The sequence below is a fragment of the Sphingobium sp. KKT206 genome (genome assembly GCF_055640555.1).
Window position 1 is genome coordinate 80,065 of record NZ_CM145765.1, and the last position, 15,037, is coordinate 95,101.

Sequence of the window (15,037 nt, forward strand, 5' to 3'; positions counted from 1 at the left end):
CGCGCCCTCAGGCGACGCTGTCCAACGGTCGAGCCACAAGCAGCCCCTGCATCGCGGCGAGCAATTCGTCGATACGGAACGGCTTGCGCAACATGACGGCATTGCCGCCCATGACGGAATCAATGGCGTCGGTATCGGCAAATCCGCTGGCGAACATGACGGGCAACGATGGGCATTGCTGCGCGATCCGGGCGGCAAGTTCGGCACCATTCATGCCCGGCATGGCAAAGTCGATGATGGCGATGTCGAACTCCTGCGCGTCGAGCTTGATCAGGGCGCTGGCACCATCACTCGCCTCGACCACATGATGCCCATGGCTTTCCAATGCGCCCGCGACGATGGTCCGCACGCTGTCATCGTCGTCCACCAGCAATATGCGCACCGCGTCCCGCTCCGCAGCAGGCGCAAGCGCAACGGCGGGCGACGTGGCGATGGGTTGCCAGGTCGTGCAGGGGAGCAGCACGCGAACGGTGGTGCCTTCGCCCAGGATGCTTTCGAGGCGGACGGTGCCGCCCGCCTGTCGCGCGCTGCCATAGATTTGCGCGAGGCCAAGGCCCGTGCCCTTGCCCACCGCCTTGGTCGTGAAGAAGGGTTCCATGGCGCGGCGGCAGGTGACTTCGTCCATGCCCGTGCCGGTATCGCGTACGGCAATTTCGACATAGTCATTGTCGGCGATTTCGCTGTCGCCGCTGATGGTGCGGACATGGGTGGAGATGGCAAGCGTCCCGCCATTGGGCATGGCATCCCGCGCATTGATCGCCAGGTTCAGCACCATCATTTCCAGCTGGGTGGCGTCCGCCAAAACCGGGACCGGGTTCGGGTTGAGCTGAAAATCGAGCGTGATCATCGGCCCCAGGGTACGCGCAAGCAGATCATGCAAGGGCCGGATCACGTCGCAGACCAGAAGCGGCTGAAGCTGGATGCGTTGCGCGCGGGCGAAGGCGAGCAGTTGCGCGGTCAGCTTGGCACCGCGTTCGGCCGCGTCGAGCCCGCCCTGGGCGTAGCGGCGCACCCGGTCGAGATCGTCGGGGCGGCGCAGGATCAGGTCATAGGCGCCCACGATCGCCGCCAGAACATTATTGAAGTCATGCGCCATGCCGGACACGAGCTGGCCGATGGCTTCGAGTTTCTGGCTGTGCAGCAGGGCTTCCTGCGCATCGCGCAATTCCCGCGTACGCGCTTCGACCCGTCCTTCGAGCGTCGCATTGAGTTCGCGCAACTGTTCCTCGACCGCGGCGCGTTCGATGACCAGCCGGGTGCGTTCGGCGATCTCCTCCATGAAGGCGGTATCGTCCCGCTGCCAGGCGCGCGCGTGGCGATCATTCAGATAGACGATGGTTTGCAGGCGGCCGTCGCGGATGAAGGGAACGACGAGGATCGCGCGGGTATCGACCGATTTGGCGTCCGCGTGGAGCCGGGTGTCATTACTGAGGTCAGAGTGAAACAGATCGTCGATGACGACCGTCTGCCCTGCCTTGAGCGCGGTGACGATTTTTGGCCCGAAGGTCTTGGCGGGATAGCGACCCAGCAAGGGCGGCGCGGCCCCATCGGTCCAGCAGATATCATAATGGAAGATGTCTTCGACCGGGTCGAGTTGGCCATAGCCGGTACGGGCAACGCCGAAATGCGCGCCCATGAGCGCCGCGACCTCCTGCAAGGCTTCCTCGGTATTGCGGCCACGCAGCACGTCGGCAATCTTGAGGCGCAGCGCGATGCGCGCCTCCCGCCGGGTGACATTGCGGAACAGCCGTTCCAGCCCGGCAGCCCCCAATGCCAGCAGCAGGATCAGGACCGTCACCGCGCTGATCAACATGGCGAGATAGGTTTGTCCCAGATTCCCGCCACCGCCGGTCATAGTCATACCCGTCTTCGCGGTGAAGATCGCCGCGCGCATGCCCGCATAATGCATGCCCGCTATCGCTACCCCCATGATGGCGGCCGCGACCAGCCGATGCGACAATTGATGATCGCGGGCGGCGAGCCACATAGCAGCCGTCGCGGCCCCGACGGCGATCAGAACGGACAGCAGCAGCCAGAATGGATCATAGCGGAGCGTTGCCGCCATGTGCATCGCCGCCATGCCGAGATAATGCATGCCAAGCACGCCAGCGCTGATCAACAGGCCCGCCACCGCCAAGCGCAGCGGTGCCATGGCCGACCGGCTCAACATCCAGAATCCGGCCCAGGTGAAGCCCAATGCCAGCGCCAGCGACAAGAGGGTGAGCGCGAGGTCATAGCGCATCACCATGCCCGGCATGGTGAAAGCGAGCATGGCGACGAAATGCATCGACCAGATGCCGCCGCCCAGGGCAATGGCGGCGGCCGTCACCCACATATGCTGCATCCAGCCGGTCGATGCCCGCATGCGCGTCGCAAGGCTGAGCGCCGTGAACGATGCGAACATGGCGATCAGGATCGACAGGATAACCAGAGACATGTCGTGGGTGCCGCGCATCATCATGGGAGTGCTAGTCTCACAGCCCGACAAACAGCGCAATAACATGGATTTTCATGCCGACCCAAAACGTCCGGTCGCGGCCATTCTTATGTTCCGTCAAATTTCTGCCGACAACGCGTGAATGGGCAACAGCGCCGCGCCCAAGGTGATGGGCGAACTGCCGAGATTCGAGACCTGCACCGGCGGCCTGCGATGATCGAACATGGTGACCAGATGGGCGCTGCGCAGGCGATCGGCCAGGCCATCGAGAATGGCGCGCGGCAATGCCCCCGCCAGCATGATCGCGCCCGGATCGAACCAGGCAAAGGCGGAATTGCAAACGATTTCCAACTGCCGCGCGGCGCGGTCGAGCCAGGTTTCGATGATCGGCGCCTGGTCTGTGGCATCAAAATCGATTTCGGCGACGGAGGAAATATCGCACCCGCCTGCGCGCAGGACGGCGAGCAGGTCGAGCGGGCTGGGACGCGGCCGGTCACCGGGAAACAAGGCCCCGATCTCGCCCGCCGCGCCAAATTGCCCGCGCACGAGGCGGCCGTCCACGATGACGCCAGCGCCGATGCCAAACCCAAGCAGCAATATGACCATGGAGGAAAAATCGCGGATGAGGCCGCCGAGATAATATTCAGCGATCGCCGCGGCGTTGGCGTCATTTTCGATCCACAAGGGCCAGCCCATTTCGGCTGAGAATATGTCGTGCAAGGGCGCGTCCCGCCAATCGGGCAGGACATCGACCACCGCCCAACGGTCGCCCGCCAAGGACAGCGCCGGGCCAGGGACCGCGATGCCGATGCCCAGCATCCTTTGCCCCAGCAGGCCATGGCGATCGACCAGCATATGGGTGATGCGGCGGATCTTGTGCGCGAACGCCCTGGGATCGATCGGCTCGGTCGCTTCATGATGGATCGCGATCGTGGTGCCGGTGAAGTCCACCAGCGCGATCTCGATCAGCCCCTTATGCGCCGTCGCGCCGACCGCATAGCCGCCGCGCGGAGCGAGGCGGAGGGGGATGGCGGGCCTGCCCCGCCGCTGCACATCGACGTCGGGCATTTCCTCGACCAGCCCGAGCGCGAGCAGATCGCGGGACAGCCGGGTCAGTGCCGTGCCGCTGATTTCCAGCGCCGCCGACAGCGCGGATCGCGACAGCGGGCCGGACTTGCGCAGCCGTTGCAGGATGCGGCGCTGGTCCTTGTCGATGGAGGGAAATTGCATGGCCTTGGCCCTCGTCATACCGGCTCTGTCGCACGATGAGCGCCGCGCTAGGCGGATTTATTTATTTTCACAACAATAATTAAAAATGTCATGTTCATCGACCACGGGCCGCTCGACCACCACAGAGGGGCTTTTCATGATCAAGACCGTTTTTGCCACCGGCACCGCCCTTGCGGCGCTGTGTTCCACCTTCCTCACGCCCGCCTTTGCGCAGGATGCAGCCCCCGCCGAGCAGGCGGCCGAACTGGGCGGCGAACTGAACAGCGAACAGGGCGACATCATCGTCACCGGTTCGACCCGCGCCCAGCGTCGCTTCGACGTATCCTATGCGATCAACACCATCTCGGCCGAAGATGTCGAGAAGATCGCCCCCGTCAACTTCGCCGATCTGATCGGCCAGCTGCCCGGTTTCCAGACCGAAATCACCGGCGGCGAAGTGCAGAACATCTATCGCATCCGCGGCCTGCCCAATGATGGTGGCTTTGTCAGCTTCCAGCAGGACGGCCTGCCGCTGTTCCACGAAAATGATGGCGTCTTCTTCCGGGGCGACGCGATCTTGAAGCAAGACCTGATGACCGACCATGTCGAGGTCGTGCGCGGCGGCCCTGCCCCGGTCTATGCCAGCTATTCGGGCGCAATCATCAACGCGATCACCGTGACGGGCAGCGATACGCCGCGCGGCAAGGCGCAGGTGACGCTGGGCGATACCGGCCTCTATCGGCTGGATGCCTATCAGGCCGGACCGCTCGGCGAGAATACCTATTATGCGATCGGCGGCTTCCTGCGCCAGCATGACGGCTATCGCGACAATGGCTTCCCCAACGACAAGGGCGGCCAGATCCGCGCCAACATCAAACATGATCTGGACAATGGTTCGATCAAGCTGAGCCTCAATTATGTCAACGATCACAACGTTTTCTACCTGCCGATTCCTACGGCGGACCCGCGCGACCCCAGCGTTTCTCTGAACAAATATATCGACTTTTTCGAAGGGACGATGAACTCACCCGCGTTGCGCAACGTCAATCTGAAATATCGCGATGGCGCAGGCGTGATCCAGAGCGGCACCAGCGGCCTGGCTGATGGCCGCCACATGCAGATGATCAATATCGGCGCGCAATATGAGGCCGAGTTCGACGGCTGGCTGGTGTCGGTCAAGGCCGGTTACACCCAGGGACAACTGGATTTCACCGCTTTCTATTCAACCACCAATCCCACGACACTGACCGCCTTCCTCGATTCCGGTGGCGCCAACAGCATTCGCAACCGGGCGAACAGCGCGTTCGGGACGGCCAGTCGGTTAGGCCTGACGCTGGCGGGGACCAACACCATCTATGACCCCGACGCCGCCTCCGGCCTCATCATGCAGGGTCAGTATCGCGATATTCATTCCAAATATTATTCGGCGCAGGGCAATTTCTCGGTCGCCAAGAAGTTCGAGACCGGCATTGGCAGCCACGACATTAAGCTCGGCCTCTACACCAGTGCCTATGGCGAAAGCAGCCGTACCACTTTTCAGAACTATCTGATCGAAGTGGCAGGCCAGCCGCGCACGCTCGACCTGGTTGCCTATAATGCGGCGGGTGCGGAAATCGGCCGTGTCACCGACAATGGCGTGCTGAACTATGCCGCGACGCTGAGCCAAGGCGATTCGGACGCGACGATGTTCGCGCTTTATGCCAACGACACCTGGGAGATCATTCCCGGCCTGCGCATCGACGCGGGCGTCCGTCATGAACGCTACAGCTATAAGGGCTGGGCCGCGCTGACCGAGCAGGTCAATCTGGGCGATGCCACGACATTGGCCGACGACACCACGCGCGGTTTCACCGGCGTCATCGTCAATTCCAAGCGGAAGCCCAACGTCACCAACTGGACGGTCGGCGCCAATTACGACTTCAGCCAGAATGTCGGCGTCTATGGCCGCGCGTCGCATCTTGAAACGCCGCCCAATGTGCAGACGGTGATGAGCATCAATCCCACGATCATCACGACAGTCGCCGACCAGTTCGAGGTCGGGCTGAAGCTCGCTTCGGGTCGTTCCTACCTCTATGTCACGGGCTTCTACACCAATTTCGATCCGCTCAACGCCTCGTTCCTCGCCTTCGACCCGACGACGGGCCGCAACGATGTGAACATTCCCTTCATCGGCGAAGCGCAGGTGAAGGGCGTGGAGTTCGACGCGTCGGTTGCGGTCACGCCGTGGTTCTCGCTCAACGGGGCGCTGACGATCAGCGATCCGAAATATAAGAATTTCCAGAGCGCGACCGGTGCCGACCCGGAACAGGCCGAGGGCAACCAGATCGTCCGCCAGCCGAAAATCTATGGCAATATCCGTCCGAGCTTCGACTTCCAGACGGGCGAAACGGATATCTCGGTCTATGGTCGCTATACCTATATGGGCAAGCGCTTCGTCGATCTGTACAACAACACCGCCCTGCCCGCTTATGGCACGATCGGCGCGGGTGTGACGGCGCGCCATGGTAGCTGGCAGATGCAGATTGTGGGTGACAATCTGTTCAACGCCCATGGCCTGACCGAAGGCAATACTCGTACCGACTCGCTGAGCGGCCAAGGCAGCGCGGAAGCCATTTACGGTCGGCCGATCTTTGGCCGTAACTTCCGCCTCGTCATCAGCAAGTCCTGGTAATGATGCGCACCGTGGCACGGATGGCGACCCTGTTCGCCACTATGGCTGCGGTTGCGATCGCGACGGTCCCGGCACAAGCCGGGGCCGTTCGCGATGTCGTGACCGAACGGCTTTCGCAGCGGCTCTTTCCGCTTTTCGACGGGATGGCGCGCGACCCGACCGCTGTTCGGACACTTGTTTCCAAGGCGGACATCGCTGCCCTGTTGGACAGTCGGCAGCGGCGCGTCGCTGGCTGCGCGCAGGATATGTTCTGCGTGGCGCAGGCGCTGATCTGGACGGAAACGGACATCGACGCCGTGGCCAAGTCGGTGGCTGCGCCTGCTGGCCTGACCGCCCCCGATGATGGGGTGGCCGCGCAGGCCAAGCGCGAGATGGAAGGCATCAACATCATCTTGCGCACCTATGGCCTGGGCGCGCCAGCCGCCTATGCGCAGATCGACGGGGCCGGCACGATCGATCCGCAAGAGCGCCAGGCGCGGCTTCAGGCCGCTTATTGGCTGTCACGCACCCCACGCGACACATCGGCGCAGGCGCTGGACCCCAGCATCGACTATGCGCTGGCGCTGCTGGACGGTAGCGATCGCGCCGATGCGATCGGTTTCGAACCGCTGACCGGTGGCGCGAATGCGGCCGCCATGGCGCGCGCGACAGGTCTCGATTGGAGCCGCTATCGCTATTCCGCATTGATCGTCACGGGCGTCGGGCCGGAAGTGCCGGACATGGCGATCAGCCCCTTTGGCAAATATCATCTTCGGCTGGCCGCCAGCCGCTTCGCGCAGGGCGACGCGCCCTTTATCATCGTGACCGGAGGCAAGGCGCATCCCCGCGCGACCCGCTTTGCCGAGGCCGAGCAGATGCGCAACGCGCTGATCGACCGCTATGGCGTGCCGGCCGACGCGATCCTGATCGAACCCTATGCCCGGCATACGACCACCAATTTGCGCAATGCGACACGCCTGTTGATGGCGATGGATGCGCCGATGGATCGCGATGCCGTGATCGTCTGCAACCCCGGCCAGAGCGCTTCGATCGAAAGCCCGCAATTCGCCACGCGCAACCAGCGGGAGCTTGGCTATCAGCCGGGGCAAGTCGGTCGCCGCCTGTCGCCAACCGAATTGCTGTTCCGCCCCTCCCGCGTATCGGCGCGGATCGATCCGCGCGACCCCCTCGACCCCTGATTTCGGAGTTCAGACGATGCGAACCCTCCTCCTTGCCCTCACCACGATAAGCGCACTGGCGTTGCATCCGACCGCCGCCCATGCTTGGGGCCAGACCGCCCATGCCGTGATTGATCGGGCGGCGATAGAGGCCATTCCGGAGGATGGGCCGGTCTTCCTGCGCAAGCATGTCGATTATATTGCAGCCTCGGCCTCGCTGCCCGACAGTTGGCGCGGAGACGCGGAGAATTTCTCCAAGATGGAGGAAGACCCCAATCATGGCTGGTTTCGGGAACAGTTCACCTTCGTAAAACCCATCCCGCGGTCGCGCCATGAATTCGTCCTGGCGCTCTACAAACAGTATGAGGCGATCAAAGATAGCGACCCGCAGACGGCGCAGCGAACCAATATACGCTGGACCGGCACCCTGCCCTATGCGGCGATGGAAGCCTATGAACGGTTGATCACCTGCATGCGCTACGTTCGCAAGGCCCAGGCGGAGGGCGGCGATGCGTCGATCCCGGAACAGCATTGCGCTTTTCAGGTCATACGGCTGGGCCATTATATCGGCGATGGGGCGCAGCCGCACCATGACTCGATTCATTCCGACGGATGGCGCGGCGACAATCCCAAGGACTATACCACCGACCGGTCCGTTCATGGCCGGTTCGAAAGCCGGTTCGTCGACGGGATGGGCCTGACGGTAGCGGACATCGCGCCGCGCATCGGGACGCCGCGCCGCCAGAGTGGCGACATGTTCGATGCGGTGCTGGGCTTTCTGAACGAAGCGGGCGACCTGGTGGAAAATCTGTACAAGCTCGAAAAGCGCAACGGCTTTGCCGATTTTGCCGACAAGGATGTGCGCGCGTTCGTCTATGACCGGACGAGTGCCGGCGCCGCGATGCTGCGCGACATGCTGTGCCGCGCCTGGGCCGAAAGCGCGACGCCGCCCGCCAAAATCACACCCTCGCCGCTCGACGCCAACAATCCGCGCTTCAACCCGGAAACCGGATCGGCACCGAGCTGAGCGGATTTCACATTCATATCGAACACTATGCCATCAATTGCAGTTAAAGCGTGATATTATTAAAACGATTTTGCCATATTCGATATATTCATTAACTAATTTGGCGCATCATTCTGACAGCGTAATAATCTGACAGCGTAATAATATGTCTTCGGATATGGGGTTAGATATGAGGGGGTGGGATTTTTTCTACTTTTCGCGCCGCAGCCGAAAGCAGCGATCAATGGCTATCACCGCGCATTCTCCAGAATGCGAGATGACATATTCTCTTTTAGCGGAAGAATATGCGGACCAGGCCTCACTCGCGATGGTCTGCGAAAAGGCGATCGCGGCACCGCCGTCTAGCACCATCTTTGCTGGTCGCCTTGAACGGTTCCGCAGATTGATGAAAAAAAGCCTCGTCTAGCGCGGACCGTCCTTGATCATGGAAACGACACCATGCCAATCCGACTGGCTTGGACGCCTCGATTACAGCGCTGATAAATGCCATCCTACTCCAACAACAGCCGATTTGCTGGAGATAGCTGCGCTATAACGCAAACATCGGATGATCCAATTCAAGCTGTCGGTTGGCATGGCCTCTCGAAGTTACCAGGTAAGAGGATGCACATAGCGCGCAACTTCGCCGCTGCCGGTCGAATGACCGATGTAGACAGCATCCTCAAACCGAGATGTTCGACGACGGCAGACCCATCCGCAGCATAATGGTCCATGTTGTGCCCCGTGGCGACCTGCGCCGAACGGCCAGGACCGCAACGATCATGCGCGACAAGGCGATAGTTATTGGCCAAGAAAAACAACATCTGCGCATCCCAATCATCCGACGACAAAGACCAGCTGTGATGGAACATGACCGGCTGCGCGTCCTTTGGACCCCAGTTGCAGTTATTTGCCGGTTGCCGACCGAACGACCCGACCTGGTCGGTGGAGCGTCTGCGCTTGGGGAACGAAAAGCTGGCTTTGAGTGAACGGCGGGGAGTGAAGATGGGCCTGGACTTTCACCGATAGCTTTGGAACGGAGCCGCCGATACCCCGACGGCTCTGGTCGCGCTGGTTTCAGGCCAGGATGTCCGCGCCACCAAAGACAATCTGGTTGCGAACTTGCGGTTGAAACAGCCCATAGAGAAATTTCCCACTGTCTGCGCTGACTGCATCGAGCGCCGCAACATGCTTGTCTGACAAGTGAAGCTTGAGCGCTGAGATATTGTCCGTCACCTGTTCGGCACGACTGACGCCCATCAAGGTATAGGCACCATGATGGTCAATCGCCGCACAGCAGCCATCGCAATCGGCATGATCCTGGCCCTGCCCGGCTTGATGGGCTTGGATGCTGTTTACTCGTCAAGCTTTACATTTTTCGCCAACGCCGCAATCGCGCAAGTGGTCGGTGCGCTGCTAGCGGTGCTGGTTCTGGAGGCCGTCCGCACGATTGGAGCTGAAAAGGCAAGCTTGCGTTTGATGCGCGCCGGTTGGCGCGATCTTGCCGGGCGAGCAGGTTTGCGCCACATGCCCGACACCGCCAAATGGATCAACACGATGCTGGATCGTATCGGCCTGCTGACACCCAGGCTAATAGAGATCGGCGGCGATACGTCAACTCCTTTGCTTGAGATTTTGCGCGACACACGCGTCGGAATTTCTCTCGACGAACTGCAAAGACTACGGCGTATCGCGAGCCCTAAAGATGCCCGTCTCCTTTCGCTTGTTTTGGGGCGAGTAAGGCAGCACTACGCGCGCAAATCGACAGCGGCAGATCGCACTGACGACGCGCTTGTCCGCACCATAGATTTGGCCATGAGCAAGTTTTCCGGCAATGGCGTAGGCGAAAAGAGGCTCGCCACACTCGCATTGACGAGCTTGCGTCGCAATGTCGTCTCCTGATTTCAGCGAAAACACGGAACTGGAATGCAAAGGAGCGCTTGGCCTGTTCGTTCTGGCAGTCGGCGCGATTATGCTCCGCCGCCGTCGCCGGGCAATCGGTTGATCGGGAAGGAGCCCATCAGTGCAATTCGACCATGCATATCGATGGGGTCTGAAGGCCGCACAGGCCGGCTTGCCGCGTCACGCCAATCCCTACCGTGCCTCCCATGTTCGGGCAGCATGGGAGATTGGTTATGCAAGCCACGCAAGTGGCGGTCTCGAGCGATACCGCCACCGATAAATCCAGGAAACTTGGAGCCTGATGCCCGTAAACATCTGGGTGTAAAGAACGTCATGTGGCAAGCGGCCAAATCCCCTTCCCGCCTTCTCCATAAATCGGGGCGAGTTCCACCGTGTTGCGACCTGCGGCCTTGGCCCGATAGAGTGCCTCATCCGCGGCCTTGATCAGGAATTTCTGATCGGGATGGCCGGAATGCAGGGCAATGCCGATCGACGCGGTGACACTGAGGCCGCCCGAGCTTCCCGTTTCGAAAATATGGCCCTCCATATCTGCCCGAATGCGCTCCGCTATGTTGGCCGCAGCCTCGATGCCTGTCTCGACTAGGACGATCAGGAACTCCTCGCCCCCGTACCGGAAAACGAAGTCCGTCGCCCGGACATTCCCGACGATCACTTGTGCCACCTGCCGGAGGACTTCATCACCGACCTGATGGCCGTGCCGATCATTGATCGCCTTGAAGTGGTCGATATCGACCAGCATGACGCTGAGCGCTGTCCCGTTCTCCTTCGCGAATGTGACCTCGCGGCCAAGTATGGCAGGCAGGAAACGGCGGTTAAGGGCACGGGTCAGCGGATCGCGTCCTCCTTCCATGGTGCTTAATGTCTGGAAGAGATCAGCGACCAGGAAGGAAATTTCGTCAACTGCGGCGCGCAAATCCGCCAAGGCGGATGAGCCATCCTGACGCTTACGGGGAGCATCCAGCTCTGGCAGGAGCATCTCATCGATGCGCTCGACAAGTCGGACCACAGTGCTGAACTGCGCCGATTGCTCAAACATGAACTGTGCCCGATGCCGAAGCCAAAGTCCGAAGGCGGAATCGCCCAAGCGGAGCAACCCGCCACCAGGGCCAGCTTGCAGAAGCGCGAACAGTGTGTTCTGGCTCCACTCCATCAGGCTGGCGCGCTGCGTCTCTTTGTCGACTGCAGCGTCCTGATCCAGAGAGAAGAGCCGATAGGCTTCATCTAGTCTCGCTCTTGCCGTGGTGTCCTTTACATAGGACTGGCTGATGAGCATGACGGCCGTGTCCATTCGCGCATCAGCAAGTTGAAGCGCGCGAATGCCTACCAACGGATCGACTGCCTGACCCTGCAGCAATTCAGCGAGCCGTGTCTTGATCACCAGCGCGCCTGTCATTACGAGATGGACCGGAATCTTGATGCGAGCGTGGACTTCGCCAATGATCTTCTGGCGGGCCTGCTTTTCGGGGGAGTCGCGAATGTCCTGTCCGGAAAACAACTGCGTGAGCCACTCAATGAGGGAAGAGCTGAGCCTCTCCTGCACCACAGCGTGGTTCAGGAACTGGGCAGCCTCCTGGTCACGAAGCAGCGTATCGTAGAACAAAGCGACGAGTTCACGGCCATGTTCGGCAGCCATCTCCGCGAGAAGTTTGAGCGGCGCATGGGAGTGCCGGCTATGGGCGGGCAGCTTCGCCGACCCTTTGATCCGCTCTTCGTCCGTAAACATCAATGTGATCCCTTCCGCGCCCCTTTAAGGGCGATGCCTTACCCAGTCGACGTCCAATAGAATTGAGAGAATGCGCAGAACGTCAATCATGAGAAGGGCGCCCGGCAATTCTCGTCGTCATCGACCGAACTGCAGTATTTCGTGGCGATCGCTAGAGCACATACCCGCCATCGATCGTCAGACTGGCACCCGTCATGTAACCAGCCGCCGGGCTAATCAGATAGGAAACGAGCGACGCGACCTCCTCCGCTTTGCCGACCCGCCCAAGTGGAATGAGGTCGCGCAGGCGCGGAACCATCGCAGCCGTCAGATCGGTTTCGATCGGTCCCGGCTGGATGTTGTTGACCGTGATACGCCGGGGCGCGAGGTCGAGAGCGACGCCCTTGACCATGGTCGCGACGGCGGCCTTGGTCATGGCGTAGACGCTGCTGCCCTGCGAGCCAGTTCGAATAGCGGTGTTGCTGCCGATCGTGATCACGCGCCCGCCATCGCGCATCCGCGCGGTCGAAGCCTGGATGGCGAGGAAGACGCCGCGCACGTTGACGTCGAGCATCAGGTCGAGATCCTCGAGCGTGAACGCCTCGATTGTCGCGCGGCGAAGGACGCCGGCATTGACAACCACGACGTCGAGCATGCCCAACCGATCGACCGCATGCGCCACTGATGCGGTGATAGCATCGGCATCGGCGCTATCAGCCTGAATCGCGATGGCGCTGCGTCCCAGGCCGTTGATCGCTTGGACAACCTCAGCGGCGCGATCAGGTTGCGAGACATAGGTCAGCGCCAGATCGAAACCATCTCCGGCGAGCCGGTTTGCGATGGCGGCGCCAATGCCACGCGATCCCCCGAACACCATGGCGACCCGAGCGCTCACGGGATCAGCACCAACTTTCCGGTGGTCCTGCGGCTCTCCATATCCGCGTGGGCCTTCGCCGCATCCGCAAGGGCATATTCGCCGCCGATCCGGACCTTGAGCCTGCCGTCCGCGACCCACTGGAAGAGCTGCGCGGCATGCTTGCGAAGCAGTTCCGGGGTATGGATATGGTCGAAGAAGACGGCGTAGCCGATCTTGATGCTCCTGGGCAGGCTCATGATATCGAGTGGCCCTGGCCCACCCAGCACCGGGCCATACCAGCAGAAGGTGCCCGACCGGCGCAGGACGTCGAGTGAACCCTGAAACGTTGTCGGTCCCGATCCATCATAGACGACATGGACGCCCTCTCCATCGGTCAGGCGCAGGGCCTCTTCGGCAAATCGCCCTTCCGTATCGACAATGACGTGGTCGGCGCCCGCCTCCCGGGCGGTGGCGACCTTTTCTTCAGATGAGACCCGACCGATCACCTGGCCGCCGCGCAACTTGATGATCTGGGTCAGGAGCAGGCCAAGACCTCCTGCCGCAGCGTGAACGAAGGCGATATCACCGGGCAGGACCGGATAGAAGTCGGTCGCGAAATGGCTGGCGGTCAGCCCCTGCATCATGATCGAGGCCGCCGTTCGATCGTCGACCGCATCGGGAACCGGCACCAGCGACGTTGCCGGGATCGCGACCCGCTCAGCATAACTGCCGGGCGCATAGACCCAGGCGACACGCTGGCCGGGCTGAACAGCCTCGACGCCTTCGCCGACTGCCAGAACTCGACCGACGCCTTCGACGCCCAGGATCTTGGGATTGGGCATGTCAGTCCAGGCAATCCCCTGACGCACGCCGATATCCATGAAGTTGACCCCGGCAACCGCGATCTCGACCAGCGCCTCGCCCGGCCCGGCGACAGGCTCCGGTCGCTCGATCTGCTCCAGCACCTCGCGGCCACCGGTCGCGGTCATCACCACTGCTCGCATGTCTTTCTCCTATCTTGAATGATCGTTCAGTAATTGGTCAAAAAAGGGGTCAGCGCAGCGCGCGCATGACCATCTCCTGCAGGGCAGCCAGGGTTGATCGGTCGGCGCCGCCACGCCCGGCGACGCGGATCCCGGCGATATTGGCGATCAGGAATTGCGCGAGAGCCTCGGGATCGAGGCTGGCTGCAACATCGCCCTCACGCTGCGCGTCGCGCATGCGCGAGGCGATGGCCATGTGCAATGTCCTGCCCAGTGCTGCATGGATATCGACAAGGTCCGGCCGCGATGCGCCGAACTCACAGGTCGAGCCGACGCCGAGACAGGGCGTGGCTGCTGTCTCCACGACGCGCCGCAGCATGGCCCCGATCCCGTCAATGGCGCGCGCGCCGCTGCGAAGCGCCTCGAAATGCGCCGCGCATTCGCCCATGCCGTAGCGCCGCACCGCCGCGCAATAGAGCTGCCACTTGTCGCCGAAGGCCGCGTAGAGGCTCTGCCGCCCAATGCCCATGGCGTCCACGAGCATCTGCGCCGAACTGCCCTCATATCCATGCTCGCTGAACACGGTGATCGCACCGTCCAGGGCAGCATCCGTGTCGAATTCCCGAGGTCTTGCCATAGGTCATGTATAGCGATTCGGGAACGATCGTTCAAGTATGGATACTCGGTTTCCGTGCGACACCCTCAGCGGGAAGCAGCGACCGTGGCGCCTCCCGAGACGGACGAGAGTCGGCTAGTTTCGCTGGGCTTGGGTTCGCCCGGTCGCCGCGAGGATGAACGGATAGCCCGATGACCTCGGCCGCTGCGTTACCTCTTCGAGCGAGGCGAAGCTCGGGGCGTGCGGGCTTCAGCTTCCGCAGCCTCTCCACTCTGTTCCATATTCTTGAGATCGCGCTCAATGCGGAGCCGCGAGGCGCTGCAGTTCGGTTATGAACTCGTCGCCCCGGCGGCCCGGTTGTGATGGGAGCGAGCACTGCGTGGTAAAGGTGTCTGATCGACGCCAGGCGTCGCGATCACTCACCAGCGGGACTGCCGTATTTTCAGAGGCGCTTCGCCCATCCTCTGCTGATCGTTC

The 15,037-nt window shown here is 61.7% G+C and carries 13 protein-coding genes and 1 pseudogene; 6 read left to right on the plus strand and 8 right to left on the minus strand.

Annotated elements, in window-relative coordinates:
- Window positions 1-7 precede the first annotated feature (7 nt).
- Both ACZ2HM_RS18290 and ACZ2HM_RS18295 read right to left on the minus strand, forming a co-directional pair.
- On the minus strand, window positions 8-2,437 hold the full coding sequence (locus ACZ2HM_RS18290) for an MHYT domain-containing protein (RefSeq protein ID WP_470427155.1): 2,430 nt from the start codon (window positions 2,435-2,437) through the stop codon (window positions 8-10).
- A 117-nt stretch (window positions 2,438-2,554) separates the two neighbouring features.
- Window positions 2,555-3,667 carry an ROK family transcriptional regulator gene (locus tag ACZ2HM_RS18295; protein WP_037480778.1) on the minus strand — a complete coding sequence of 371 codons (1,113 nt, stop codon included), beginning with the start codon at window positions 3,665-3,667 and terminating at the stop codon, window positions 2,555-2,557.
- Between the two features lie 136 nt (window positions 3,668-3,803).
- On the opposite strand from ACZ2HM_RS18295, the gene ACZ2HM_RS18300 reads away from it, so the two are divergent.
- The 4 genes from ACZ2HM_RS18300 to ACZ2HM_RS18315 all read left to right on the plus strand — a co-directional run bounded on the left by ACZ2HM_RS18300 (window position 3,804) and on the right by ACZ2HM_RS18315 (window position 8,907).
- Window positions 3,804-6,317, plus strand: a complete 2,514-nt coding sequence (locus ACZ2HM_RS18300; protein WP_470427156.1) for a TonB-dependent receptor — start codon at window positions 3,804-3,806, stop codon at window positions 6,315-6,317.
- Entirely contained in the window at window positions 6,317-7,495 is a 1,179-nt protein-coding gene (locus ACZ2HM_RS18305; RefSeq protein WP_409592852.1) for a YdcF family protein, read from the plus strand. The genes ACZ2HM_RS18300 and ACZ2HM_RS18305 overlap by 1 nt, the downstream gene beginning before the upstream one ends.
- A gap of 16 nt (window positions 7,496-7,511) precedes the next feature.
- On the plus strand, window positions 7,512-8,501 hold the full coding sequence (locus ACZ2HM_RS18310) for a phospholipase C/P1 nuclease family protein (protein WP_037480352.1): 990 nt from the start codon (window positions 7,512-7,514) through the stop codon (window positions 8,499-8,501).
- A gap of 223 nt (window positions 8,502-8,724) precedes the next feature.
- Window positions 8,725-8,907 carry a hypothetical protein gene (locus ACZ2HM_RS18315; RefSeq protein WP_156106335.1) on the plus strand — a complete coding sequence of 61 codons (183 nt, stop codon included), beginning with the start codon at window positions 8,725-8,727 and terminating at the stop codon, window positions 8,905-8,907.
- 200 nt (window positions 8,908-9,107) lie between these two features.
- On the opposite strand, the pseudogene ACZ2HM_RS18320 reads toward ACZ2HM_RS18315, so the two are convergent.
- Together ACZ2HM_RS18320 and ACZ2HM_RS18325 are read right to left on the minus strand one after the other, a co-directional pair.
- Window positions 9,108-9,352 (minus strand): annotated as a pseudogene (locus tag ACZ2HM_RS18320) (alpha/beta fold hydrolase); the annotation flags it as partial.
- 205 nt (window positions 9,353-9,557) lie between these two features.
- The gene (locus tag ACZ2HM_RS18325; protein WP_313921862.1) at window positions 9,558-9,740 is read right to left on the minus strand and encodes a hypothetical protein; all 183 of its coding nucleotides are present in this window, start codon (window positions 9,738-9,740) and stop codon (window positions 9,558-9,560) included.
- A gap of 15 nt (window positions 9,741-9,755) precedes the next feature.
- Between ACZ2HM_RS18325 and ACZ2HM_RS18330 the strand changes: the two genes are divergently transcribed.
- The gene (locus tag ACZ2HM_RS18330; protein WP_076605487.1) at window positions 9,756-10,382 is read left to right on the plus strand and encodes an FUSC family protein; all 627 of its coding nucleotides are present in this window, start codon (window positions 9,756-9,758) and stop codon (window positions 10,380-10,382) included.
- A gap of 121 nt (window positions 10,383-10,503) precedes the next feature.
- Window positions 10,504-10,662: a ribosome modulation factor gene (locus ACZ2HM_RS18335; protein WP_419555358.1), complete on the plus strand. Its 159-nt coding sequence runs from the start codon at window positions 10,504-10,506 to the stop codon at window positions 10,660-10,662.
- Between the two features lie 51 nt (window positions 10,663-10,713).
- Here the strand turns inward: ACZ2HM_RS18335 and ACZ2HM_RS18340 are convergent, their stop codons facing one another.
- The 4 genes from ACZ2HM_RS18340 to ACZ2HM_RS18355 all read right to left on the minus strand — a co-directional run bounded on the left by ACZ2HM_RS18340 (window position 10,714) and on the right by ACZ2HM_RS18355 (window position 14,581).
- Window positions 10,714-12,126, minus strand: a complete 1,413-nt coding sequence (locus ACZ2HM_RS18340; RefSeq protein WP_036526763.1) for a diguanylate cyclase — start codon at window positions 12,124-12,126, stop codon at window positions 10,714-10,716.
- 151 nt (window positions 12,127-12,277) lie between these two features.
- Window positions 12,278-13,000 carry an SDR family oxidoreductase gene (locus ACZ2HM_RS18345; RefSeq protein WP_232016162.1) on the minus strand — a complete coding sequence of 241 codons (723 nt, stop codon included), beginning with the start codon at window positions 12,998-13,000 and terminating at the stop codon, window positions 12,278-12,280.
- Entirely contained in the window at window positions 12,997-13,965 is a 969-nt protein-coding gene (locus ACZ2HM_RS18350; RefSeq protein ID WP_004207066.1) for a quinone oxidoreductase family protein, read from the minus strand. Before ACZ2HM_RS18350 ends, ACZ2HM_RS18345 begins: the two co-directional genes overlap by 4 nt.
- A gap of 49 nt (window positions 13,966-14,014) precedes the next feature.
- The gene (locus ACZ2HM_RS18355; protein ID WP_004207065.1) at window positions 14,015-14,581 is read right to left on the minus strand and encodes a TetR/AcrR family transcriptional regulator; all 567 of its coding nucleotides are present in this window, start codon (window positions 14,579-14,581) and stop codon (window positions 14,015-14,017) included.
- Between the last annotated feature and the right edge of the window lie 456 nt (window positions 14,582-15,037).